Source organism: Dysgonomonas sp. 520 (assembly GCF_010501095.1).
Classification (GTDB): domain Bacteria; phylum Bacteroidota; class Bacteroidia; order Bacteroidales; family Dysgonomonadaceae; genus QVMP01.
This window is the reverse complement of sequence record NZ_QVMP01000009.1, coordinates 119,835-141,582: the sequence shown is the minus strand read 5'-3', so window position 1 is coordinate 141,582 and position 21,748 is coordinate 119,835. Positions and strand designations below refer to the sequence as shown.

Here is a 21,748-nt window from a genome sequence, read left to right as displayed (position 1 = left end):
AAATCACAAAGTTATGTAAAAGAACGCTTTAATAAACTATTAAATATAAACTCTAATAAAAAAAAATGATTTTCAAAGATAAATGTTTTTCTTTTTGTTTTTACACATAAGCTATACATAATTAACAAACTATAAGAACACAACCTTTGTCGTAATATATAAAACTGAATATATCTGCATTTATTATGCTTTTTTTGCAGAATTATACGAAAAAACGTTACTTTTTACGGCATTTTTCAGACTTTTCCGGTATAAAAACTTTCTTTTTCATCTTATTTTTCGTATATTAGAACAAGACCATTTTTTCGGTCGGAAACAATTACACACAAACTATTACAAAAAGAGGGAGACATGAGTAAAAATAAAAACTTAACTCATCGGCAGGAAATTTTTTGCCAAGAGTATCTAATTGATTTCAATGCCACACAAGCAGCCATCCGTGCAGGTTATAGCCGCCGATCGGCTACCAAACAGGGGTGCAGCCTTTTAACAAACAATAGAATTCTGAAAAAGATAGACAGCCTGAAAAACGACCGATGCCAACGATTGTCTATCGACGCCGATTATGTGTTAAGGCAAGCCGTTGCCCTGCACGAGAGATGTATGCAGAAAGTGGAGCCTAAAATTCAGAAAAACAAGATTGTAGAAGACACGAACGGCAATCCGGTCTTCGAGTTCGATGCCGTTAATGCACTCAAAGCCTTAGAATTGATAGGGAAACATATAAATGTGGGTGCATTCAAAGAGCGTATGGAGATGTCGGGCGATATGCTGAATGCGCATTTCGTACTCAGTCCGATAGAAAATAAAGAATCTGTTAAATTTGCATCGTCCGAAGATGAGGTTGAATAACGAAATACAGCTACACAAACCACCTTTATTTCTGAAAAACTACAGTTCGGATAAGCGGACGGTGGTTAATCAGGGAGGGACGAGTTCGGGAAAGACCTACACCATTATCGACCTGCTTTTCATTTTGAATATGCAAAGCCCTAATCTGGTGACAACGGTCGTAGGGCAGGATATTCCCAATCTGAAATCGGGCGCATACCGTGATGCCAAAAGCATCTGGTCGCAATCGTCCATATACAGGCGATGGTATTCGAAACCCAACGAGACGGAGAGGTCATTCACTTGCCGTAATGGCTCGGTGATAGAGTTTAAAAGTTTTGAGGACGAACAAGATGCACGGAGCGGCAAGCGTGACTATCTATTTATAAACGAAGCAAATGGCATCAGTTACGATATCTATTGGCAATTGGCGATACGCACCCGTCAACGTATTTTTATCGATTACAATCCTACATCCCGATTTTGGGTACATGACAGGCTGTTAGGTAAAGATGATGTGGAACTGATAATCTCCGACCACAGACACAACCCCTACCTCAGTGAAGAAGAGCATGCAAGGATAGAAAACATTGAAGACAAAGAGCTTTTCCGCATCTATGCACGAGGATTGACGGGCAAGTTGGAAGAACTGGTCTATCAAAACTGGGAATTAGTAGACGCTATCCCCGAAGAATGTAAAGGCAGATGGATTGGAATCGACTTCGGCTTCACCAACGACCCCACTTCCATTATAGATGTGCGTTTGTCGGAAGGAATGCTTTTTCTGGATGAAATTGCTTATCAGACAGGACTCACCAACCCTCACATCGCCGAAATATTGAGAGAGAACGGGATACAGTCGGACCTGAATATTGTGGCCGATTCGGCCGAACCGAAAAGCATTGCGGAACTCCAAAACCGAGGATTCCGCATAGAGGGCGCGCAAAAAGGCGTCGACAGCATAAACATCGGGATAGATATACTAAAACGCTATCCTTTACGAATCACCCGGCGAAGCAAGAATATCCGCAAAGAAATTCTCGCCTACAAATGGCGCAAAGATCGTGACGGCAATATCCTCAACCAACCGATAGACTCGTTCAACCACGCTTTGGACGCTATCCGCTATGTCGCTTTAAACAAGTTGGGTGAAGGGAAATGTATCAACAAACCAAAAGTGAGAACAACTAGATTGAAGTGATATTTTTCAGGAAAGGACAGAACTTTATTCAGCTCACTTACAACGATGTATCTATTCTGTCCGATATGTATAAGTGGTTATTTCGTTTCTCTCGTTTGTCATCGTCACTGTTGTTTCGTTGTTTTGGGTTGTATAATCGTAACTATTTTTTTCTCCTGATGCAGATGTGGAGTGATCAATCAGGTAAGCCGAAGTTTTTCCAATGATTCCGGCATAATAAGCAGGCGTGTACACACCATAATGAATAGGCGGAAGCAACAGCCTGTCTTTATTTTTTTCTTGAGAAGGAGTAAAGCTATACTTGTTATACCTGTCTCTGAAACCGACGAGAGCACCCTTTTCATTATATTGTATATGAAAAACAGTATCTTGCTTATTGGAAAAACTCAGGCTTCGTGTTTCATAGATACGTATCGGGGCAAAATCTATATAATGAAATAAGGCAGAAGAGGTTCCTTCTTTTTCGGATGTCATGTAACATTCGAGGGCAAGTCCCTCCGACACGAAATAGTAGAACGTTCTATTGTTATTGTAGTCGTACATCACCACAGTGTCACCCTTATACAAAATGGAATCTATGGCAAAGGTCGAAACCGAACCATTCTTCTCCGTAACTTCCTCAAACTGAACCATACGCCCATCCGAATTGTAAACTATTTTCGTATTAATACTTGTTGAATCGGGGTATAGCACAGAAATATTTTTCACTCGTTTCGCGTCCGAAAAGATACTCTTGTTACCGCAAGCCATCAGCAAAAATATAGCGGATAGCAACAAGCCGGTATTTTTAACGATATTAAGTCTCCTATTCATCCTCCAGGTCATCTGTATTTTGTTTTGATGCTATATATTTTCGGTAAGACCAAAAAGTCATATAAGCCAAAATGATTCCGAACACCGTACCCACAATAACATCCAACGGATAATGCTTGCCTACATAGAGGCGACTGTATGCAACCACTGACGCCCATACGAGAACAATGACGGAAAAATATTTGTTACGGAAATACAATAAGGCAAAAACCGCCAAGAAAAAAGACGTTGACGAATGTGCCGAAAAAAAGCTGTATGCTCTGCCACAATCTTCCAAAACATTTATTGTTCCGTCAAGTGCAACGCAAGGGCGTGGACGGGCAAATATCAGTTTCAAAACATTGTTCAAACCGTTCGTCACCCCCATGCCTATCAACAAAAATATTATAGCAGGATAGGCGTCACGCCTCCTTTTATATAGCATCAAAGCAACAATGCAAAAGCAAATAAAGGCCCAGAACCAATGATTGCTGACCAAGACCATTAGCGGATCAAGCCAATCTGCGTTTTTACTGTTCAGATAAACCAGCAAGTCCGCATCCCATTGCGGAAAAGATAAGATAAGATGAGTCATTACTTCTTTTAGAATGATTGTTTCAATTCGTGTTCGACAGGATGCTGAAGCGGGTCGTATGGGACTTCTTTGAAAGTGTATGTCACATTTTCTGTGCCCATAGCTTTGAATATCGGGTTGAGCACCTTCTTTATATTTTCCCTGCAATCGTTGTATATATTCATCTTCAGAGCTTCCCGCTTAAGCTCTCTTTCTGCGTACGCATAAGCATCGTCAACAAGCTTCGCATCTTGCCAGAAGCCATATTTTATATCATAAACCTTCGATTTTGAATGATCTATTTTCACTACACAAATTTCGGGGGCGGGCAACAGAATATTGACCGAGTCTCCGTTAGTTGTTATATCCTCCGGTTGAATTTTCGTGAGGTCGATGCAGCCAATAACCTGTCCGACAACCATCAATGCCGTTTTTGAATTGGGTAGCCACTTCCTGGCTTTTTCATATTGCATCATATTTTGGATGGAATATGTAACCAATTCTAATTTACCCAAAGCCTTGGTTTCGACCAAAATCATATTGTTTGTTACTTTTTCCGTCTCTTTATCTTCTTTTGCGTTGCATTGGGTTATGTACAACACCACAAGTCCGAGAACAACCAGAAGAATGAGTATTTTGTAAGATGTTTTCATTGAAAAAACTTATGTATTTAGAATATAAAAATACAAATGTAGTCTATTTTTGAAGTGCATGCTCCCGACATTAAGCATAAAATAGGTAAAAAAGTGTAATATATGGCAAACAAATTTCGGATTACAATAAAAATGCCCTTTAACATATTTCTTTTTCAACAAAAAAGTATTAACTTCACAGTGAACAAAATGTTAAACAATTACGTTTAAGAAAAAAGAAAGAGATTTATAAAACTAAATTAAAGAAACGAAAGGAGACTGTTTTATGAAAAAATTACTTATTGGAGCATTGGCAGGAGCAGCGATAGGAGTTGTGGTGTATAAAATGGCTAAAGACGGAAAGTTTGACGATTTGTATGATGATGCAAGCGAATTGGCCGGAAAAACAAAAGATAAGGCAGAATATTATGCTAACAGAACAAACCGCAAAATGAAGGTTGCCAAAAGAAAATTGGACAGAAAAGTAGATGATTTAATAGAAAAAGTAGACGATCTGAAAGGTTCTCTGCAAGAAAAAATGAACTCAAACAAGTCAGAAGAAGCGAAAGCCTGACTTTTTTCATTAATCCTAGTCAAAAGCCCTAAAGGTTGAGTATTATAATCATCAAGTTATAGTATTCAGTCTTTGGGGCTTTGTTAGTTTTGTATATTCTTAATTTAATATATTAATTTATACCTTTCTCTATTTTTTTTAAAGAAAAAGAATGAAATTCTGCTATATTGTTCTACATTTGCATGTTAGAACGTTAATTATAAAATAATCAAGCGATGAAAAAGACGATAATCATAAGTTCTATGTTCTTGACTGCTTCGGTTTTCTGTTTGGCTCAAAACAAGCAAAATTATTCGGATGATTATTATCCGGCAAAACAGTCGAATGCGAGAACAGTAAATTCCCAATCAGGCAATAACAAAGGGTGTAATCTGAAAAAAAACAACTATACTGAAGACTGTGCCCAAGGTAAACGAGCAGCCCAGAGTACAGTAGCAGGGATGAACTACTATATTCCGGATGATTACGCACCAACGCAAAATACCGATAATATTTGTTGCGACATGCACTACCCTAACTATGCCGACGGTTGTTTGAATGGTAAAACATCATCAAAAAAGGCTACCACCCAAGTAAGGATGAGCAATTATCAGCCATATTCAGGGACTTCACTCAACGCAAAGCAACCTTCGAAACAGGAGTACTCTGCTACCCCCAAAAAGGCTACTGGCGCACCATCGAAAGACAATTGGGGAGAATATGTAGTTGTTAGAAGTGCATTTGGATATAGCGCTTGCACGAAGCAGCCGAACGAAGAATGTTCTACTTGTCAGAAGTCGATACCTCATCAAGAGCCTCAGACATATACAAATCCGAATTATAATAATTTGAGCACACCCGTACAGAAAACGTATAAACTGAACGAGCAAGAGACAACGGTAGTTGAACCGGTTCGAATATCATTGAAACAAAACCAGCCACAGCCACAACCTCAGCAAACTCAAGCTGAAGTTCAGACAAAAACCAAGATTTACTCGTATGGAGAATTAGCTGCACCCTCAAACACAGATGGAAGTGCAGTGCAATCGTATTCGGAAGAAACGGTTGTTTCTCAAACAGCTAAAACCGATTCTCCTGAAATTAAAGGTTTCTGGGGGATTAATTTCGGACAATCAAGAGAAGATGTTTTAGATCATCTTATCGCAACCCAACGTGTAAGATGGAACGATATCGAGTCTAGCAACCCATCAGCCATCAACTTTGGAAAAATAACGTTCTCGGAAGTTAATTACGACAAAGCCACTCTATTTTTCAAAAACGGCGTGATGAATTCCGGTTATTTCACGAAATCATATCCTGTTGGACAAACTCCAATAAGCGACTTCTATAACATAAAAGATAAGTTGACTTCTGGTTATGGCCAACCAATGATAAAGCGCGATTCTTCATCTACCAAATATTATTGGAACGATACAAACAATTCACGCACCATAAAACTAGAAGTAAAAAACACTTCACAAAACTCAGGTTTGGAGTTATATTTTCTTGACTTTGCATTAAGTGGCAGCGAGATTCCTATTGCTTCAAAATAATCAACTACGAACCAACATAAAATAAAAAAGGGAGAATCTTCATTCTCCCTTTTAGTTTCTAAGAAACTATCTTAAATGCACTCGGTATAAATGACTTCACAGCCACTGTCATAAATAAGCCCTGTTTTTATCAACTTGTCGTCTCTTAGTGTGAAGATAGATACTACAAAACCGAGAAGAACATTTAAATGTTACAATATCCCGATAAAAAACAGATGACTTACTTATTTCTTTAGTTTGTTTTCGTTAGTTTTGAAATTATGTTCAAATATCACCCTAATTCTTTAGTCCATTTTTAGGTTAAAGAAAATAAGTTTGCATATTATGATACAAAGCTACACTAAAATGGTAATTTTTAAGTTTCGTATTTTCACCTATATATACCAGATTTTATCCTTTATTCAAAAATTTCGTATTTTATCACTCTAAAAAGTGAATTTAGCCATAAAGTTACCCTTTTTATCCATAAATATTATAGTTTATATTGGATAATATTACACGATCAATTCTTTAGCTGATTGTATTAATTATGCCAATCAGTAGTTGGTTTTTATAATGAAATGTTGGTTTAGATTGTACAATATCTTTTCAGTCGGGGCGAATAAACATTCGCCCCGACAATCGCTATTAACAGTTTTTAACCATCAAAATCCTTATTGCACAGAACAAAATATCGCTTTGTGTTGTTTAATGAATAAGAAACAACAAAAAGCTATTAATATAATGAGTACAAAGACTAAAATGAAAGATATAACAAAGACTAAGAACACAGAAGTGGCTGAATACATTGGAAGTCTTTTTGCTTTCAATTCAAGTCTTAAACTTTACCACTGGCATGTGACCGGAAAAGGCAGTTATGCGCAACACATGGCATTGGATCAGGCGATAGACGATTTGTTAGATGTGATTGATCGTATTACCGAAACTTCGATAGCTATGCTGGGCGATCTGGACATTGTGATTCCGGAAACAAAAACGCCAACCGACATAGTGAAGCATGTGACCGATTTTTATAATTGTGCGGAAGCCGGTAGAGAGCTGTTCACAGAGGCTTTTACGCAATCAATAATAGACGATTATGTTGAAGCGATTCAACAATTAAGATATAGACTTATAAGACTTCAATAAGAGAAGTAGTAGTAGTTAGATAATAGTGTTTTTTCATTAAGAAAGTTGGGAAAGCTTCGAAGTGATTTCGAGGCTTTCTTGTTTATATACATCTCGCAGGTTTGTTAAATAAAGGCTGATTTTTTATACCGTTGAAAGATTATCACAATATAAATTAGTACTTTTATAGTATCTGAAATAAAAAGAAAGGAGACAGCAATGAGATCTATCTTTACTTCATTATTTTTAGCAATCGGTATTCTGGCTTCCTATGGTCAGCAAGAACAGCAATCCGATACTATCAGCACTCTGCAAAAGCTGAATGAAGCATTAGAAAATCGTTCGGTTGAATCAAGCAGTAATTTCCAGTCCGGTTTTATTGGAGAAATGGATAAAAAACAACTGCTCGATGGTGTATTGGTTACGCCAAACAGTAGTGTAAAAGCCCAAGAAGAAGCACCACATCTTCTCCGGTTTGGCATGCCAAAGGTTTATCTTGGTCCTGCTCAAGAGGAAAATTATTCGTCGTATGCCTTTGCCAACGATTATGCCTATTATAGCAATATGCCTCTAGCCAACAATATGTGGTTGAACACAGCCAGTACGCACGAAACATTGCCGATTGTCGGTGCTGAGCGTAATGTCAGTGCAAGGCTAAACTATATGCCTGCAAAGTGGATTATCTTTTCGGGTGGACCATATGCAACCAAATATAATGCTTTCAACAAACACGGTAATACCTTTGGTGTGGGTGGGCAGATGAAAGTATTTTTGCACGAACGCATCAGGCTGAACGGGTATGGACAATATAGTATTTACGGAAAAAACGACGATATGTATGTGCCCGGAATGTTTCAGCAAACCTATTTTGGAGGTTCTCTCGAATTTAAGATTACAAAACATTTCGGTATAGAAGGAGGGATAATCCGAGAACTTAACCCTTTCACCGGAAAATGGCAGAACCGAACTTTCATCGCTCCGGTTTTTTACGGGAACTGAAGCCAACTGATATAAATAGCAATCAATTATAAATCCAGAGAAGAGCGGGTTTTGCTGCTTTCTTGAATTTCTTATCCAGCACGGTCATAGAAGCATCGTCTATCACAGGGCATCCCTGACTCCATCCTAACGGCAGATGTGATGGATAAATCTCTTTGCTCGGAACAGGTGTATGCGAATGTAATACTACCCAACGTTTGAAGGCATTGTTATTGGTTTTATCGTATCCGTGCATTTTATAATGCACATTGATCCCCCATTGACTGTATGAACGTGCCCCTATTTTATATCTGCCCAATGATGTGCAGTAGCTTCCCTCTACATTACTGAAAACAGGTTTGCTTTCGGTGCTTTTTTTGCCATATCCATGACAGCAAAGTGATTTATGTATCACTGATCCTTTCTTGAAATCCCAGACAAACAGCCTGTATCTTCCTGAATGGATCGACATATCTATCAAGATGCAGAAATCGGTGTTTAATCCTTTTCGTTTGCAAAACACGAGTGCAGAATCAGCTTTTTCTTTCAGGTTATTTCTCTGTTCGGCTTGTTCCGTGTTTTCTCCACTGTTCTCGCCATTTGTTGTTGAATTACAATTGGCCAACACAAAAAACAAACAGAATATGAAAATGAAATACCTCATTATTTGTGTCAATTGAACGTGCTGAAGATTGGTCCTATCAATGCTTCATACTGCGTTTTACTCTCTTCCCGGTAGGTCAATATGGCAGTAATAAACTCGTAATCTCTCAATATTGTTTTTTTATAAAATAATCTGCCATTGTGCAATTTTCCGGATAGTATATAATGATTTTTGTAGAGCACCCTCTTATTCAACTCCCTTTTCAAACTCTCATTTTCAATATCCGACAGATAAGCCTCTTCGATATCCAGACTTTTCGACTCATCTAAAAAACTGTCCCTGTATACACACAAGGAGTTTTCTTTATTGGCTGATAAGAATACTTGACGCACATCCTCTTCTTCACTTTCTTGAGGTTCCAGAATAGCAACCGGATAACTGATGCAATAGTTGTATCGCTTGTTACAATAAGATTCGTATTGCGGCACAATTGCAGCATCATAATCAGATTGCGAATCGAGCTCATCGAGCGAATTTGCACCCTCCAATCCATACTTATTCGAATTGCCTATGCAATTAGTAGTCAGTAGTGAGAAAAATATAAAAAGTAGCAGATACGGTATCTGTTTTTTCATGATTAAGAAATTTCGCTTATAAAACTACAATAGATATTCCCCAAAAGTAGTACTTTACGAAATAAATATCAAGAAAAACGGTATACTTATTTCGTATAAATGTATTTAATCAAACTTTTTGGTTCTCCATTCCTCAAATATGTAACTTCTTCGTCAATCAGATTATTTGAATATTTCCGCTTGAAGTGTTTGTATTGAGTAGCGTCTAAACTATTATTGATATATTCGACCAGATTTCCATCTTTATCATAATACTCTGTGTATGTTTCTATTGCAGCACCACCTTCGTTATATTTTATGAATAACCTGTTCTGTTCGTTAATCGCAACACAGTCTATTTTTTCTGTAATTTGGTCGTTTGCGCCATATCTGACCAATTCGGTCATGCCCTCTTCGTCATATTTGACCATCGTTTTACTGGATAACGCGCCGTTCCGGTCATATACAAGAATGGTCGTATCCCTATCAAATTCATCTTTCTTGGTCTGAACTTTCGACATCATCACCTTGTCTATGTTGAACCGGGTGGCAATCATCCCTTCATCGGGAGGGTATTCATAGTCTGTTTGATACCCCAAAATGAAGGCTGTGTCAAGCTCTTGCGTATTAACCAGACGTTTGGTTTTATTCAAATCTGAATATGTGAAAGTTATAATCTTGTTAGGGTGAGTTTCTTTCGTTACATATCCGTTGTCGTATAAGGCTTCAAGTAAAGTAATACCGGATGCTTCGTCAACTTTCCCGAATTTATAGGTATATTGCGTGACTTTCATCGATTTCACTTTCGCTTTTTTCAGAGCCAGACGATTCTTCTCTCTACCATCTTTTGGCGTTTCGCCACACGAGAAAAGCAGTAGAAATAAAGACAACATAAAAAATAGATACCTCATAACCAGACTGTTTTACAGTTAAGATTTGTCGTATGCCGTACAAATATAATAATTTTTCGGACACTTCTATTCCGATAGCAACAGAATCTGGTCTATTGTCTTCAATTCTTTTTGAGTGAATTTCAATTTATTAAGAGCAGCAATATTATCTTCCAACTGAGCAACGGAACTAGCTCCGACAATGACAGACGTCACTTTTTCGTCACGAAGCGTCCAAGCCAGAGCCATTTGAGCCAACGATTGACCGCGTTGTTTAGCAATATCGTTTAGTTTAGTAATTTTAGAAATAACAGTTTTATTCACTTCCGATTTTTGAAGAAAACCACTGTCTTTAGCTGCCCGGGAATTTTCGGGTATACCTTTCAGGTATTTATTGGTAAGCAAACCTTGCGCCAGAGGCGAAAATGCTATAAAACCTGCGCCTTCTGCGGCGGCAAGTCCAAGGTTCTGTTTTTCCACATCACGAGACAACATGCTGTACCTGTCTTGGTAAATGAGGCAAGGAGTCTTGTTTTCTTTCAATATTTTGTAGGCTTTCTGCCCCATTTCGAATGGATATTTAGACAATCCTACGTACAATGCTTTCCCTTGGCGAACGATATCGGAAAGAGCCTGCATTGTTTCCTCAACAGGTGTAACCCCGTCGTAGCGATGGCTGTAAAAGATGTCGAAATATTCCAAACCTGTACGCTTCAGGCTTTGATCTATATTTGCCATGATAGATTTGCGGGAACTTCCGTCTCCGTATGGCCCGTTCCACATCAGATGACCAGCTTTTGATGATATGACCAACTCATCGCGATGTGCAGCAAAATCGCTTTTCATCATCCGCCCGAATGTGATTTCGGCACTACCCGGAGGTGGTCCGTAGTTGTTGGCAATGTCGAAATGAGTAATTCCCTGATCGAACGCATAGCGCAGCATTGCCCTTGCATTTTCGTAACTGTCAATCCCCCCGAAATTGTGCCAAAGCCCCAGAGACATCATCGGGAGTTGTAATCCGCTTTTTCCGCAATATTTGTATATCATAGCTTTAAGTTATTTATGCGATTCAGTAGTCGAAAACGTTGATTTAGACTCGATAACAACGATTGTAGGGGGATGTGTCCTTACTTTTGACATACGCCCGAAATCAGGACGAATGTTTATTCGCCCCTACTGAAAAGATATTGTACAATCTAAACCAACATTTCATTATAAAAACCAAATACTGATTGGCATGAATTAGTTGAATTTAGACAAATATAGCATTAATCCAGATTATTAACACGAATTTGCAGTCAGATTTTGTGCAAAAACATTGTTGAAATCATCTTGAGTTTCTAGTTTTGTACACTTTTTCATCCTGAAAACGTCGAAGTATCTATTTTTTAGATGTTTGATTCGCTTTCAACGTAATAAAAGCAACATGAAGCAAAAAATCGCAGTAAACATTGCATTACTTTTTCTTGTGCTAAGCATGGTTTCATGCTCATCGAACAAAGATGCGGGAAATAACAACACCCGCTACAAGCACCTGTTTGTTGAAGAGTTTGACGAGATTATTATTCAAGGCTCGTCCGATGTGGTTTGCGCTCAGAGCAAAGTAGGGCAATCGTATGTACGGATAGACGAAACTACATTTTACCAAATAAAGGAACGTAAGCTGATCCTCAAAAACAATGGACGCAGCACCATTTATGCAGAATCGCCATTTCTATCGGAGGTTACACTTAATGGCTCCGGAAAAATCGAAATGAAAGATATCAAGCTAGGACCCGTTTCGGCATCTATCAATGGTTCGGGCTATATCAAGATGAAAGGTGAAGCCGAATCAGGGAGACTGCTGATTAATGGTAGCGGAAATATTGATGCGAACGGACTGAAATTACAGGTGGCAAATTGTAAGATTAACGGTTCGGGAAATATAAAAGTCAGGGTTGCTCAACGCCTCGATGCTGCGCTCAACGGAACGGGATCAATAAAATATAAAGGTTCACCTAAAACAGTCAACAAGTCAGGCAGCAAGGCTTATAACATAAAATAAGGGTAGAAGACACACCGGTCACCTAGAACAGTTCGTGTAATATATCCAATGACTTGAGTGCGGGAAAATCGTGCAGATGAATCCGGTAATACTCCAACATGCGGTTGATAATGTTGGTGCGGTCATTTCTCGAAAATTGAAAATGGTGCATATTTTCGAACGAAATACGTGCCAAATGAGACAGGACAAAACTCTCGTCCCGTTTTATATAATGATTGTGTAAAGGCTGTCTTATACAAAATTCCCCGTTCATGAGGTCGAAATACGAGTTGGTGGCGTAAGATTCAAGATTCGGATAAAAACCGAGAAACCGAGTCAGCTTGAGCATAAACACCAGATGAAAGTTTGCTACACTTTTATTGCTCGACTCAAGCATTTCGAGCGAATATCTCAGATATTTGTATAAAGGTGGATTTTCATCTGCTTCTTTCAATATTTTCGACAAAAATTCGGATAGAAAAAATACGATCGACGTTTTAGTCATATCATAGGCAATAGAATTTTGAGTAAATTCTATCCTGCACTCTTTTATCCGCTGAATACTGCGGCTCGTCTGATGCTCCACTTCCATGTTCAGAACAGTGAGTGGCGAAAAAAAACTACGATGAAATTTCGAACTCTTGCTTTTGGCTTTAGACACCATGTAAGTGACCCGCCCAAATTGTTCGGTGTAGACTTGGACAAGAATATATTTGTCGTTGTAATTGATTGTATTCAGGACTATCCCGTTGATTTTATGTTGCACTCCCTAATGTCGTAAAAAAATATTGAAAAGAGCTACAAATTTACGTTTTTTCAAGTATTTCAAGATTATATAGAACATCAAATTTGACAAATGCTCATTATTTTTATATATTTGCGTCTACAAATTGACTGGGTCGGTTTGAATTTTGAAAAAATCTAACAGAAAGATGGTTGACTGGTTCCTGTCGGACTGTGACGAATGTAGTAAATGAACAAAACAATTGTTGTTCTATTACTGCATTTTTTTATTGAGGTATAACAATTAAATATAAAATCTTTTGAAATTATGACAAAAAAGCAAGAAGAAAAAGAAAAGGAAGTAACGGTTGAAGAAAAATTGAGAACACTTTACAGCCTTCAGGAAAAATTATCGGAAATAGATAAAATCAAAATATTACGAGGCGAACTTCCTCTTGAGGTTGCCGACCTTGAAGATGAAATTGTGGGTTTGAATACTCGTATCGGTAAGTTTGAAGCCGATTTTAAAAATGCAGAAGCATCTATCAGCCAACAGAAACAAAAGATACAAGAAAGCGAAATGAAAATTTCGAAGTATAAAGAACAACTCGACAATGTTCGCAACAACAGAGAGTTCGACCACCTAAGCAAAGAGGTTGAATTTGAATCGTTGGAAATAGAACTTGCCGAGAAAAAAATACGGGAATTTACACAAGACTCGAAAAATCTGAGCGAACAGGTTGAAAAAAGCAAAGAATTGTTGACGGAAAGATCTGCCGACCTGAAACAGAAAAAAGACGAGTTGGACGAAATCGTAACAGAAACCAAACAACAGGAAGAACAAATCAGAGAAGAGGTAAAAAACGTGGAAACCGAAATTGAACCTCGTCTCTTACAGGCTTTCAGAAGAATTCGCAAAAGCACCCGCAATGGTCTTGCCATTGTATGTATCGAACGTGGCGCTTGTGGTGGTTGCTTCAACAAAATCCCACCTCAAAAGCAAATGGATATTAAAATGGGTAAGAAAATTATCGTTTGCGAATATTGTGGACGCATTATGGTCGATCCCGAATTAGTAGGTGCTACTGAAGAGTAAAACATAAAATTTCAGAAGAAAGTCACACCCGAAACGGTGTGGCTTTTTTTGTGGCTTCATGCTGATAGATGAGGCTGTGGATAAAAAGAATGTCCGGAATCAGAAATCCCAAGCATCACTGCTCAAGTAAGACTGTTATTCCGGACGCATTTCAAACTAACGAAAAATGATGTGTATTCTACCTTAAAGTAATATTGCCAATATCGAAAAACTTTCTAATAAATTTAGCCAGAATATTACGATACTCATTGTGTGAATTAACTTAGAAAAGAACTAAATTTATTTTTCCAATCTTTTATTGACACATTATCATAAGACAAACTTACAACGACAATAAACAAGAAAAAAGAGTTTTGATTGCCGATATAGATTTTCGTCTAGTTCACCAAGTGCATAATAAACTCATAAACAAACACATACTATTAATCTCCATTATCCCTTATATAGTTTTTATATAACTTTTCTGCTGAAAAAAAACGTCTTTTTTGACTTTTTCAAAAGGATATCCGGAATCAGAGTCTCAGGCAATCACTGCTTAAACGAAACTGAATTCCGGATATTTCAAACTAACGAAAATTGATATATGCGTTTAAAATTTCCTGCGGAATAGATTACAACTCAAAAACTCCGGTTGTTTTTCTTCCTTTAGAATTAGTTATAGTAAGCGTATAAGTATCGCTCAACCAGCCTATCAAAGATATGTCAATCGTTGTTCTGGCTGCTGCATTGACATTCTTGCTATAAACTGTATTGCCATTAGAGTCCGTTACAGCAATTTCCACAGAGCCCAAAGTTGAATTAAAGTTGATTTCTACATTATCTTCATTTACGAAAATCGTAACCGGTTTTACCAGAGATAAAGATCTAGGGCTTATCACAATAAGTTCGCCAACAAGACCTAAACCATCACGATTTTCTTCTAAAACTATTTGACTGTCAGATTGTGCAGCAAATGTGTTTGAAACCAAAAAAGACAATGCCACGAGTGAAAATAGTAAAGTAAATTTTTTCATAATAAAGTAGAGTATTTAAAATATGTAAAATAAATAAGTAATGTCATTTTCATTAAAAACCTTAGAAATTTGAGAGACGACTTCTACAAATAACAGGTTTTAAAACCCGAAAAGGTTAATGCAAACTTAGTACGTGGCTTTGTAATTGAGAACACATTTTTAGTGGAATATAGTTTTTTGAGGAAACCAGAAAACAACAAGCATCTGATTATAAATAAAATATCCGACCAAGACATTTGGTCGGATATAGTTTTTCAGGTAAGAGTCTAATTAATCCTGTTTTGGCTAATATTTAATATTAACTTAAATTATTCCCAATTTTTCGTTAAAATAATCATTCATATTTCCGTAGCCTTTTATGCCTACTTTTCTGCGAATGATAGTTTTTCTTGTTTGAATTGTATTTAAGCTTAGTTTCATTATCATGCCTATTTCAGTATTGCTGAAGTTGGCATAAGACAGGCAGCATATTCTGAATTCCGATTCATCCAGTTGAGGGTAAGCATTTCTCAGATGATCAAAGAATTTGTTGTGCAGTTCATTCATAGACTGGTACAATAAATTCCAATCGAGTCCTTCTTTACCATAAACTATCTCATTGAATTTTCTCAATAGTTTTTCGTTTTGTTTTTTCTCATCATCCCGCAAATAACCATCTACCAAAGCGGCTTTCTTCATTATATCGAACTGTTTCAGAAGGACATTCCTGAACGTAACTTTGTTTTCTGTGTTCTCATCTTCATATTTTCGGGCTAATTCTTTCAATTGATAAATTTTCTGTTCACCCTCCAGTCTTTCTTTTTTATTAATAGTTGATTTTCTGTAATATAGAAACATCGCAATGATTACACCGAGGGCAAGAACAAGAATGATGACAACATTTTGCTGTTGTTGGATTACGAGTTTATTATTTGCATTCTGAACTAACTCAAAATTATATTTCTTTTGTACATCCAAAATAGCCTGATCCATATTCATCAATTGGTATGAACGTAGATATTTGCTTGAGTTACGTTCTTCCGTTAATGCATGCTTGTAATTATTCCTATTTTCCTCTGTAACAGATAGTAAAGAATATATTTTTGATAGTAGCGCACTGTTTTTTTCGTCATTATCGTTCAGGAAACCCAAAGCCTCATTTGCATAATAGCTTGTAGAGTCATTGTTTTGTTGTTCTCTGAATATTGTTGCCAGATTATAATATATGATACTATATTTCGCACTGTCAGACACATAAGGGATGGCCTGCCTCAAGTCTGATTTAGCCGTATCGAAATCACCTTTTCTCCTTAACAAATTTGCCATATTAATCCTTATATCTACCTGATCTTCCGGCAAATTGTATATCCCTGCCAGCTCTAAAGCCTGATTGTAGTAGATATTTGCGCTATCTTTTTCATCTTTCGAAAAAAAGCTGCATCCTACCATATTCAACGACAATACTTCATTTCTGTGTTCGCCTGCATTGTTAAAATATTTCGTAGCTTTTTTATATCTGGAGATGGATTCTTCAAACACTTCCTGATGATAATATAGTTCGCCGACAAGCGATTGTATCAGTCCTTTTATTGCATCTTCATCCAAGTGTTCGGCTCTTTTTTCAGTTTCGAGATACGAAATCATTGCATCTTTCAGAAGTTTGTTTTCGTGTTGAACACGTCCGCTGTATAAAGAAGCCAATACTTGCTTTCTTAAATCGTTTTTGCCAAGAAAATAATTCTTTGATTCGTATATGAGAGTATCGTCCACTATGCTTTTGTAGCATTTGTCTTTAGCTCTTGTTTTCAGTAGAATATAATTGTGGTATGCTTCATCATCCAGTATTTTGGGATATGGAACCGAATCCAATAGCAACAAGGCACTATCGGGACTGGTTTCTATCAAAATTTCAGCTTCAGTCAACAGTCTGAGTCCTATCTCTTTACTTTTATCGCAAGCTGTTAAAATAAACGATATACATAACAAAATACACAAAAGCCTTTGCTTGTAATCCATAACTTATTGTAGTTTAGTAATAATGGCTGCAAATATACAACATTCTAACTAAAATATTTGCCAATACTCTATCCTTTTCCAAACGCTATATCCCTGTTATACCCATTTTCCTCATCAAGAAACTGGCATTCATATTTTGCGCTACACCTTCCCTTATTTTGTAGGTAAAAGATAGATGATCGTCTTTTATATCAGCCTCGAAACGATAATTTTTCACATTTTCGGGGTATTCACTTTCAAGCGAGCCCAGCAACAAATCGTGAGTGGCAATGATACCGTTTGTCTTTAAACCTATCAATTGCTTCATCAAGGCAATAGAACCCCGCTGTTTATCTTCCGAGTTTGTTCCTTTCAGGATTTCATCCAATATGATGAACAGTTCTTCTCCCGATTGGAGGCGGTCGATAATCATTTTCAGGCGTTTAAGTTCTGCGAAAAAGTACGATTCATTATCTGCCAGAGAATCGGCTGTGCGGAGATTAGTAACCAACTGTCCGGGATAGAATATCAACCTCTCGGCACAAACGGGCATGCCCATGTTAGCCAAAGCATGATTGATTCCGACGGTACGCAGATAGGTGCTTTTTCCTGCCATATTTGCTCCCGTCACCACCAAAAAGAATCCCTGCTTACTTATATTCACATCATTTCTGACACACGTATCCCTATTGATTAAAGGATGGCCAAGAGCTTTCCCTTCAAAAACAAAAGAAGTTGACATCTGAGGATAAATGTAGTCCGGATGATTGTACGCAAACGTAGCCTGCGACACCAATGCGTCAAATTCGCCCATTGCATTGAACCATATTTGTATGTCTTTTTTGTGAGTTTCCGACCATTTTTCTATCAGTCTGGCATATCTTATATGCCAAAACAGCATGGGATAGGTGAGAAAAATCAACGGATAGGTAGACGACATCATCAGATAACTATAAAAGGTACACAGCCGTGCAATAGCTTTCGATGCAGGTTGATGCCCTTTCAGTTTTTCCTGTGTTTGGTTCAGTATTTTGCTTTCAAATGCTTCATTCTCTATAATTTCAAATAGTTTGGAATATTTATCAAGAATGGCCGACCGTTTATCGAAAATAGCCAGCGTATGTTCAATCTTTTTCGATGGTATGAAACTGATTCCCAGTGTCAACAGATAGAGTGGAATAAACCATATCCCCTCAATAACCCCGAACCCATAAAGAAGAAAATAGATAAGATACAGGCAGGGAACAATACAAACCAGTGCTGTCCACAGTTTTTTTCTGTAAAAAGAATGAGAACGTGAAAAAACTTCCGCAAAGTCTTTCACATTCAGGTTGTCTATGTCCGACATTTGCCCTATGGTTCGGAAATGAAGCATTAGTTTCATTTTCTCAGACAGTTCTTTTATGGCTTCTTGTTTCTCTTTTATTATGCCCGCATCTTTTTGTGGATAAAGAACGCTTGAAGATAAGGCTTCTTTTCCGAAAGATGTAACAGAGCGATTGATAGACTGAAAAAACGAACGGTTTCCGAACAAATCCAAATCGAGGCTATAACTATGTTCCGCATCTATTTTTTCGGGCGCACCATCAAAGGCTGAAAAATCATAGAAAAGAGCTTTCAGTTCATTTTCAGCGTTTTCTATTTGCAATTCGCAATAGCGTTTTTTGCGAAAAAGCCTGCTATGGAAAGTCAGTAACGACAGGAAAATAATTGCGGCAATAACCAGCGACAAAACAACCGCCTGTGTATTTCCCCAAAAAAGATAACAACCCACAGCCGCAGCAATTGCCACAACCAAACGAGCCGAGCCTACCTGAAAGATTACTTTTTTTAGTCGGGATAGTTCTTCTCCTCTCTCCCTGCTGATTATCTGATATGATTCTTTTATCGATTCGTATGTCATAGAGTCTATTTTTAGTTCGGAACACGCATGTCTGAACTAACCTTATTTGTTGATTTTCGTGTATATTTTCCCTTTCCAGTACATCGCTTGCTCGGGATTTTCTGTATTGTCGAATATGAAATTAAACTCAGCCTTCATGAAGCCTTTATTCCATAAGTCAGAATCTATTTGTATTTGTCCTGATTTACAGGTGTATATCTTTGCACCCTGATTAAGGGTTGTGCTGTTTAGTTCGATTGTCGGGATACATTTATCACCTATTATTTTCAAATTCAGCGAACTATGTGTAGCTGCATTATTATGCGTGAAACAAACCACAGTATCATGGTCTACCCGATTGGCAGTGATAAAATCCGTTCCTGCCCACTCGTATGTCCAAGCGTCTGATTCGATTGTGTGATGTTGATGAGTGGTATCAACTAACCGATAGTAACGATTTAGCGAATCCTCCTTAATCCTGCCAATATCATCATACATACCAGCAACTTCGGGAGGACAAAATCCGTCACAGATCAGTTGCCCGAATTCGTTTTCATATATTCCTTCGGGATAAGACCACTTTTCGGTGAACGAAAAATCAGCGGAAAGTTTATCAGTCCACTCTATTTCAATCTCACCGTGCACATTTTTGTTCTGATTGCATGTGGTCAATGTGAAAATAATTGCTATTGATAGAAGAATGATATTTTTCATATTCCGATTTTTACACCCATTCGCTGAGTTCCATCCAACGCATTGTTTTCTCATCAATTTCGTCAATCAACTCGCTGATGCGGTTCGACTTTGCCAGTAAATCTTCGGTAGATAGTGTTCCGCTCGAAAGTTCATTTTCTAAGCAGGATTTCTCTTCTTCCAATTGGGGAATAAGTTTGTCCAGCTCTTCAAATTCCCGTTTTTCTTTGAATGACAGTTTTGTCTTTTCTTCTTTCTTTACGGGCGATTCTGCTTTTACTTTCACATCCTTAGTTTTAGCAGCGTCTTCTGCTTCCTTTTCAAGCAGGTCTTGCACCTCTTTCCATTCACGATACTGCGAATAATTGCCCGGAAAGTCCTTGATTTGTGCATTTCCTCTGAACGCTAACAAATGATCCACTACTTTGTCCATAAAGTAGCGGTCGTGCGATACCACAATCACACATCCTTTGAATGACTGAAGGTATTCCTCCAAAATATTCAGTGTGACAATATCCAAATCGTTTGTTGGTTCGTCCAAAACCAGAAAGTTCGGATTTTTGATCAGAACCGTACAAAGATAGAGCCGGCGTTTTTCTCCTCCCGATAGCTTGTAAACATAATTATGCTGCTTTTCGGGGGCAAAAAGAAAATGTTGAAGAAACTGTGAGGCGGTGAGGCGGTTGCCATTGCCCAAATCAATCACTTCGGCAATGTCCTGAACCACATCTATCACTTTCATCTGCTCGTCAAACTGCAAACCATCCTGACTGTAATATCCAAAATTGACGGTTTCACCAATATCGAACTCGCCTTTATCGGGCAGCACTTCCCCCATCAGCATCTTAATGAAAGTCGATTTGCCTGTACCGTTATTACCCACGATGCCCATTTTCTCGTAACGGGAAAAGACATAGTTGAAATCTTCGAGGATTTTCAAATCGCCGAACGATTTATATATATGTTTGGCTTCAAATATCTTATTACCAATATACGAACCTTTCATTTGCAGTTGCACATTGCCTGCGTCACGGGCCTGCTGTGCCTTTTTCTCCAAATCGTAGAAAGCATCGATGCGAGCCTTTGCCTTTGTGGCTCGAGCCTGAGGCTGACGGCGCATCCAATCCAATTCCTTACGGAGCAGATTGTTGGCACGATCTATTTCTGCGTTTTGAGCCTCAACCCGTTCTTGCCTTTTTTCAAGGTAGTAGGAGTAATTTCCTTTATACTGATATAGTTGTTTCTGATCTATTTCAAAAATTTCGGAGCAAACACGATCAAGAAAATAACGGTCGTGAGTCACCATCAACAGGCTGAGGCGCGAACGTTGAAGATGCTCTTCGAGCCATTCGGTCATTTCGAGGTCGAGGTGATTGGTTGGCTCATCCAGAATGATAAGGTCGGGTTCGGTGATAAGTACATTTGCAAGGGCAACACGTTTAAGCTGTCCACCTGATAGTTCCGAAATTTTCTGGTCAAAATTGTTGATTTTCAACTGCGACAGAATTTGTTTTGCCCGTTGCTCATAGTCCCATGCTTTGAGGTTATCCATCTTCGATAATACCTCATCCAGTGTGCTATGATCGTCCGATTCCATCACTCGCTCATATTCTGCAATCAATTTGGTTACGTCATTTTCCGATTGAAAACAGGCTTCAAGTACGGTGATGTTTTCCGGAAATTGCGGGTCTTGTTCAAGGTATGCCACTTGTAAATCGCGACGATAGACCACCGAGCCTTCATCGTAAGACTCCTTTCCTGCCAAAATGTTGAGTAAAGTTGTTTTCCCGCTTCCGTTTTTGGCTATCAAACCTATGCGCTGACCTTCGGCAATGCCAAAAGATATATTTCCGAACAGAACCAAATCGCCAAAACTTTTGGTAAGTCCGTCGACCTGTAAATATGGTGTTGCCATCCTTTTCTTAAAATTTTGGCTAAAGATAGCTAATCTAACTGAAAATATCTTTCATTAAACTTTTGAATCCTACATTTTTTTTCTTATATTAGAAAGA

The 21,748-nt window shown here is 38.0% G+C and carries 21 protein-coding genes; 8 read left to right on the top strand and 13 right to left on the bottom strand.

All coding sequences use genetic code 11. From position 1 onward, the window contains the following. The first annotated feature begins 351 nt into the window (after positions 1 to 351). Positions 352 to 852, top strand: a complete 501-nt coding sequence (locus D0T56_RS07565; RefSeq protein WP_163319541.1) for a terminase small subunit — start codon at positions 352 to 354, stop codon at positions 850 to 852. Beyond that, entirely contained in the window at positions 839 to 2,032 is a 1,194-nt protein-coding gene (locus tag D0T56_RS07560) for a PBSX family phage terminase large subunit (RefSeq protein ID WP_163319540.1), read from the top strand. The genes D0T56_RS07565 and D0T56_RS07560 overlap by 14 nt, the downstream gene beginning before the upstream one ends. A 51-nt stretch (positions 2,033 to 2,083) precedes the next feature. Here the strand turns inward: D0T56_RS07560 and D0T56_RS07555 are convergent, their stop codons facing one another. From D0T56_RS07555 to D0T56_RS07545, 3 genes are read right to left on the bottom strand one after another with little or no spacing between them, the layout of a single operon-like run. After that, on the bottom strand, positions 2,084 to 2,845 hold the full coding sequence (locus tag D0T56_RS07555; protein WP_163319539.1) for a hypothetical protein: 762 nt from the start codon (positions 2,843 to 2,845) through the stop codon (positions 2,084 to 2,086). Beyond that, positions 2,838 to 3,419: a phosphatase PAP2 family protein gene (locus D0T56_RS07550; RefSeq protein ID WP_163319538.1), complete on the bottom strand. Its 582-nt coding sequence runs from the start codon at positions 3,417 to 3,419 to the stop codon at positions 2,838 to 2,840. The genes D0T56_RS07555 and D0T56_RS07550 overlap by 8 nt, the downstream gene beginning before the upstream one ends. Before the next feature lie 8 nt (positions 3,420 to 3,427). After that, on the bottom strand, positions 3,428 to 4,051 hold the full coding sequence (locus D0T56_RS07545; RefSeq protein WP_163319537.1) for a DUF4230 domain-containing protein: 624 nt from the start codon (positions 4,049 to 4,051) through the stop codon (positions 3,428 to 3,430). A 265-nt stretch (positions 4,052 to 4,316) separates the two neighbouring features. On the opposite strand from D0T56_RS07545, the gene D0T56_RS07540 reads away from it, so the two are divergent. From D0T56_RS07540 to D0T56_RS07525, 4 genes are all read left to right on the top strand, one after another. Then, a complete protein-coding gene (locus D0T56_RS07540; RefSeq protein WP_163319536.1) occupies positions 4,317 to 4,604 on the top strand; it encodes a YtxH domain-containing protein in 288 nt (95 codons plus the stop codon). Between the two features lie 215 nt (positions 4,605 to 4,819). Beyond that, the gene (locus tag D0T56_RS07535; protein WP_163319535.1) at positions 4,820 to 6,136 is read left to right on the top strand and encodes a hypothetical protein; all 1,317 of its coding nucleotides are present in this window, start codon (positions 4,820 to 4,822) and stop codon (positions 6,134 to 6,136) included. A 741-nt stretch (positions 6,137 to 6,877) separates the two neighbouring features. Continuing rightward, positions 6,878 to 7,264 (top strand): DUF5856 family protein, encoded by a 387-nt coding sequence (locus D0T56_RS07530; protein ID WP_255491098.1) that lies wholly within the window; start codon positions 6,878 to 6,880, stop codon positions 7,262 to 7,264. A 198-nt stretch (positions 7,265 to 7,462) separates the two neighbouring features. Beyond that, a complete protein-coding gene (locus tag D0T56_RS07525; protein ID WP_163319533.1) occupies positions 7,463 to 8,242 on the top strand; it encodes a hypothetical protein in 780 nt (259 codons plus the stop codon). A gap of 22 nt (positions 8,243 to 8,264) precedes the next feature. Here D0T56_RS07525 and D0T56_RS07520 read toward each other — a convergent pair whose 3' ends face one another. The 4 genes from D0T56_RS07520 to D0T56_RS07505 form a co-directional block, all read right to left on the bottom strand. After that, positions 8,265 to 8,885 (bottom strand): murein L,D-transpeptidase catalytic domain-containing protein, encoded by a 621-nt coding sequence (locus D0T56_RS07520; protein ID WP_163319532.1) that lies wholly within the window; start codon positions 8,883 to 8,885, stop codon positions 8,265 to 8,267. Positions 8,886 to 8,893: 8 nt separating this feature from the next. After that, complete coding sequence (locus D0T56_RS07515) at positions 8,894 to 9,460, bottom strand: hypothetical protein (RefSeq protein ID WP_163319531.1); 567 nt, start codon at positions 9,458 to 9,460, stop codon at positions 8,894 to 8,896. An 86-nt stretch (positions 9,461 to 9,546) separates the two neighbouring features. Then, positions 9,547 to 10,350, bottom strand: a complete 804-nt coding sequence (locus D0T56_RS07510) for a hypothetical protein (RefSeq protein ID WP_163319530.1) — start codon at positions 10,348 to 10,350, stop codon at positions 9,547 to 9,549. Between the two features lie 66 nt (positions 10,351 to 10,416). Next, on the bottom strand, positions 10,417 to 11,379 hold the full coding sequence (locus tag D0T56_RS07505) for an aldo/keto reductase (RefSeq protein WP_163319529.1): 963 nt from the start codon (positions 11,377 to 11,379) through the stop codon (positions 10,417 to 10,419). 379 nt (positions 11,380 to 11,758) lie between these two features. Here D0T56_RS07505 and D0T56_RS07500 point away from each other — a divergent pair, with 379 nt between their 5' ends. Next, the gene (locus D0T56_RS07500) at positions 11,759 to 12,376 is read left to right on the top strand and encodes a GIN domain-containing protein (RefSeq protein ID WP_163319528.1); all 618 of its coding nucleotides are present in this window, start codon (positions 11,759 to 11,761) and stop codon (positions 12,374 to 12,376) included. A 22-nt stretch (positions 12,377 to 12,398) separates the two neighbouring features. Here D0T56_RS07500 and recO read toward each other — a convergent pair whose 3' ends face one another. Beyond that, positions 12,399 to 13,121 (bottom strand): DNA repair protein RecO, encoded by a 723-nt coding sequence (gene recO, locus D0T56_RS07495; RefSeq protein ID WP_163319527.1) that lies wholly within the window; start codon positions 13,119 to 13,121, stop codon positions 12,399 to 12,401. Between the two features lie 285 nt (positions 13,122 to 13,406). On the opposite strand from recO, the gene D0T56_RS07490 reads away from it, so the two are divergent. After that, positions 13,407 to 14,174: a zinc ribbon domain-containing protein gene (locus D0T56_RS07490; protein ID WP_163319526.1), complete on the top strand. Its 768-nt coding sequence runs from the start codon at positions 13,407 to 13,409 to the stop codon at positions 14,172 to 14,174. Positions 14,175 to 14,785: 611 nt separating this feature from the next. Here D0T56_RS07490 and D0T56_RS07485 read toward each other — a convergent pair. From D0T56_RS07485 to D0T56_RS07465, 5 genes are all read right to left on the bottom strand, one after another. Continuing rightward, complete coding sequence (locus D0T56_RS07485; protein WP_163319525.1) at positions 14,786 to 15,187, bottom strand: DUF3244 domain-containing protein; 402 nt, start codon at positions 15,185 to 15,187, stop codon at positions 14,786 to 14,788. 303 nt (positions 15,188 to 15,490) lie between these two features. After that, positions 15,491 to 17,182, bottom strand: a complete 1,692-nt coding sequence (locus D0T56_RS07480) for a tetratricopeptide repeat protein (RefSeq protein ID WP_163319524.1) — start codon at positions 17,180 to 17,182, stop codon at positions 15,491 to 15,493. 85 nt (positions 17,183 to 17,267) lie between these two features. Continuing rightward, positions 17,268 to 19,064, bottom strand: coding sequence for a hypothetical protein (locus tag D0T56_RS07475; RefSeq protein WP_163319523.1), 1,797 nt, complete (start codon positions 19,062 to 19,064; stop codon positions 17,268 to 17,270). Between the two features lie 42 nt (positions 19,065 to 19,106). Next, positions 19,107 to 19,757, bottom strand: coding sequence for a hypothetical protein (locus D0T56_RS07470; RefSeq protein ID WP_163319522.1), 651 nt, complete (start codon positions 19,755 to 19,757; stop codon positions 19,107 to 19,109). Between the two features lie 10 nt (positions 19,758 to 19,767). Continuing rightward, a complete protein-coding gene (locus tag D0T56_RS07465; RefSeq protein ID WP_163319521.1) occupies positions 19,768 to 21,651 on the bottom strand; it encodes an ABC-F family ATP-binding cassette domain-containing protein in 1,884 nt (627 codons plus the stop codon). Positions 21,652 to 21,748: the final 97 nt, after the last annotated feature.

What these genes read in the sequence shown, in the direction of transcription:
- D0T56_RS07545 (WP_163319537.1), bottom strand. Translation starts at nt 4,051, where the DNA reads ATGAAAACATCTTACAAAATACTCATTCTTCTGGTTGTTCTCGGACTT.
- D0T56_RS07480 (WP_163319524.1), bottom strand. Translation starts at nt 17,182, where the DNA reads ATGGATTACAAGCAAAGGCTTTTGTGTATTTTGTTATGTATATCGTTT.
- D0T56_RS07510 (WP_163319530.1), bottom strand. Translation starts at nt 10,350, where the DNA reads ATGAGGTATCTATTTTTTATGTTGTCTTTATTTCTACTGCTTTTCTCG.
- D0T56_RS07505 (WP_163319529.1), bottom strand. Translation starts at nt 11,379, where the DNA reads ATGATATACAAATATTGCGGAAAAAGCGGATTACAACTCCCGATGATG.
- D0T56_RS07515 (WP_163319531.1), bottom strand. Translation starts at nt 9,460, where the DNA reads ATGAAAAAACAGATACCGTATCTGCTACTTTTTATATTTTTCTCACTA.
- D0T56_RS07485 (WP_163319525.1), bottom strand. Translation starts at nt 15,187, where the DNA reads ATGAAAAAATTTACTTTACTATTTTCACTCGTGGCATTGTCTTTTTTG.
- D0T56_RS07535 (WP_163319535.1), top strand. Translation starts at nt 4,820, where the DNA reads ATGAAAAAGACGATAATCATAAGTTCTATGTTCTTGACTGCTTCGGTT.
- D0T56_RS07540 (WP_163319536.1), top strand. Translation starts at nt 4,317, where the DNA reads ATGAAAAAATTACTTATTGGAGCATTGGCAGGAGCAGCGATAGGAGTT.
- D0T56_RS07490 (WP_163319526.1), top strand. Translation starts at nt 13,407, where the DNA reads ATGACAAAAAAGCAAGAAGAAAAAGAAAAGGAAGTAACGGTTGAAGAA.
- D0T56_RS07465 (WP_163319521.1), bottom strand. Translation starts at nt 21,651, where the DNA reads ATGGCAACACCATATTTACAGGTCGACGGACTTACCAAAAGTTTTGGC.
- D0T56_RS07560 (WP_163319540.1), top strand. Translation starts at nt 839, where the DNA reads ATGAGGTTGAATAACGAAATACAGCTACACAAACCACCTTTATTTCTG.
- D0T56_RS07555 (WP_163319539.1), bottom strand. Translation starts at nt 2,845, where the DNA reads ATGAATAGGAGACTTAATATCGTTAAAAATACCGGCTTGTTGCTATCC.
- D0T56_RS07550 (WP_163319538.1), bottom strand. Translation starts at nt 3,419, where the DNA reads ATGACTCATCTTATCTTATCTTTTCCGCAATGGGATGCGGACTTGCTG.
- D0T56_RS07565 (WP_163319541.1), top strand. Translation starts at nt 352, where the DNA reads ATGAGTAAAAATAAAAACTTAACTCATCGGCAGGAAATTTTTTGCCAA.
- D0T56_RS07520 (WP_163319532.1), bottom strand. Translation starts at nt 8,885, where the DNA reads ATGAGGTATTTCATTTTCATATTCTGTTTGTTTTTTGTGTTGGCCAAT.
- D0T56_RS07530 (WP_255491098.1), top strand. Translation starts at nt 6,878, where the DNA reads ATGAAAGATATAACAAAGACTAAGAACACAGAAGTGGCTGAATACATT.
- D0T56_RS07470 (WP_163319522.1), bottom strand. Translation starts at nt 19,757, where the DNA reads ATGAAAAATATCATTCTTCTATCAATAGCAATTATTTTCACATTGACC.
- D0T56_RS07475 (WP_163319523.1), bottom strand. Translation starts at nt 19,064, where the DNA reads ATGACATACGAATCGATAAAAGAATCATATCAGATAATCAGCAGGGAG.
- D0T56_RS07500 (WP_163319528.1), top strand. Translation starts at nt 11,759, where the DNA reads ATGAAGCAAAAAATCGCAGTAAACATTGCATTACTTTTTCTTGTGCTA.
- D0T56_RS07525 (WP_163319533.1), top strand. Translation starts at nt 7,463, where the DNA reads ATGAGATCTATCTTTACTTCATTATTTTTAGCAATCGGTATTCTGGCT.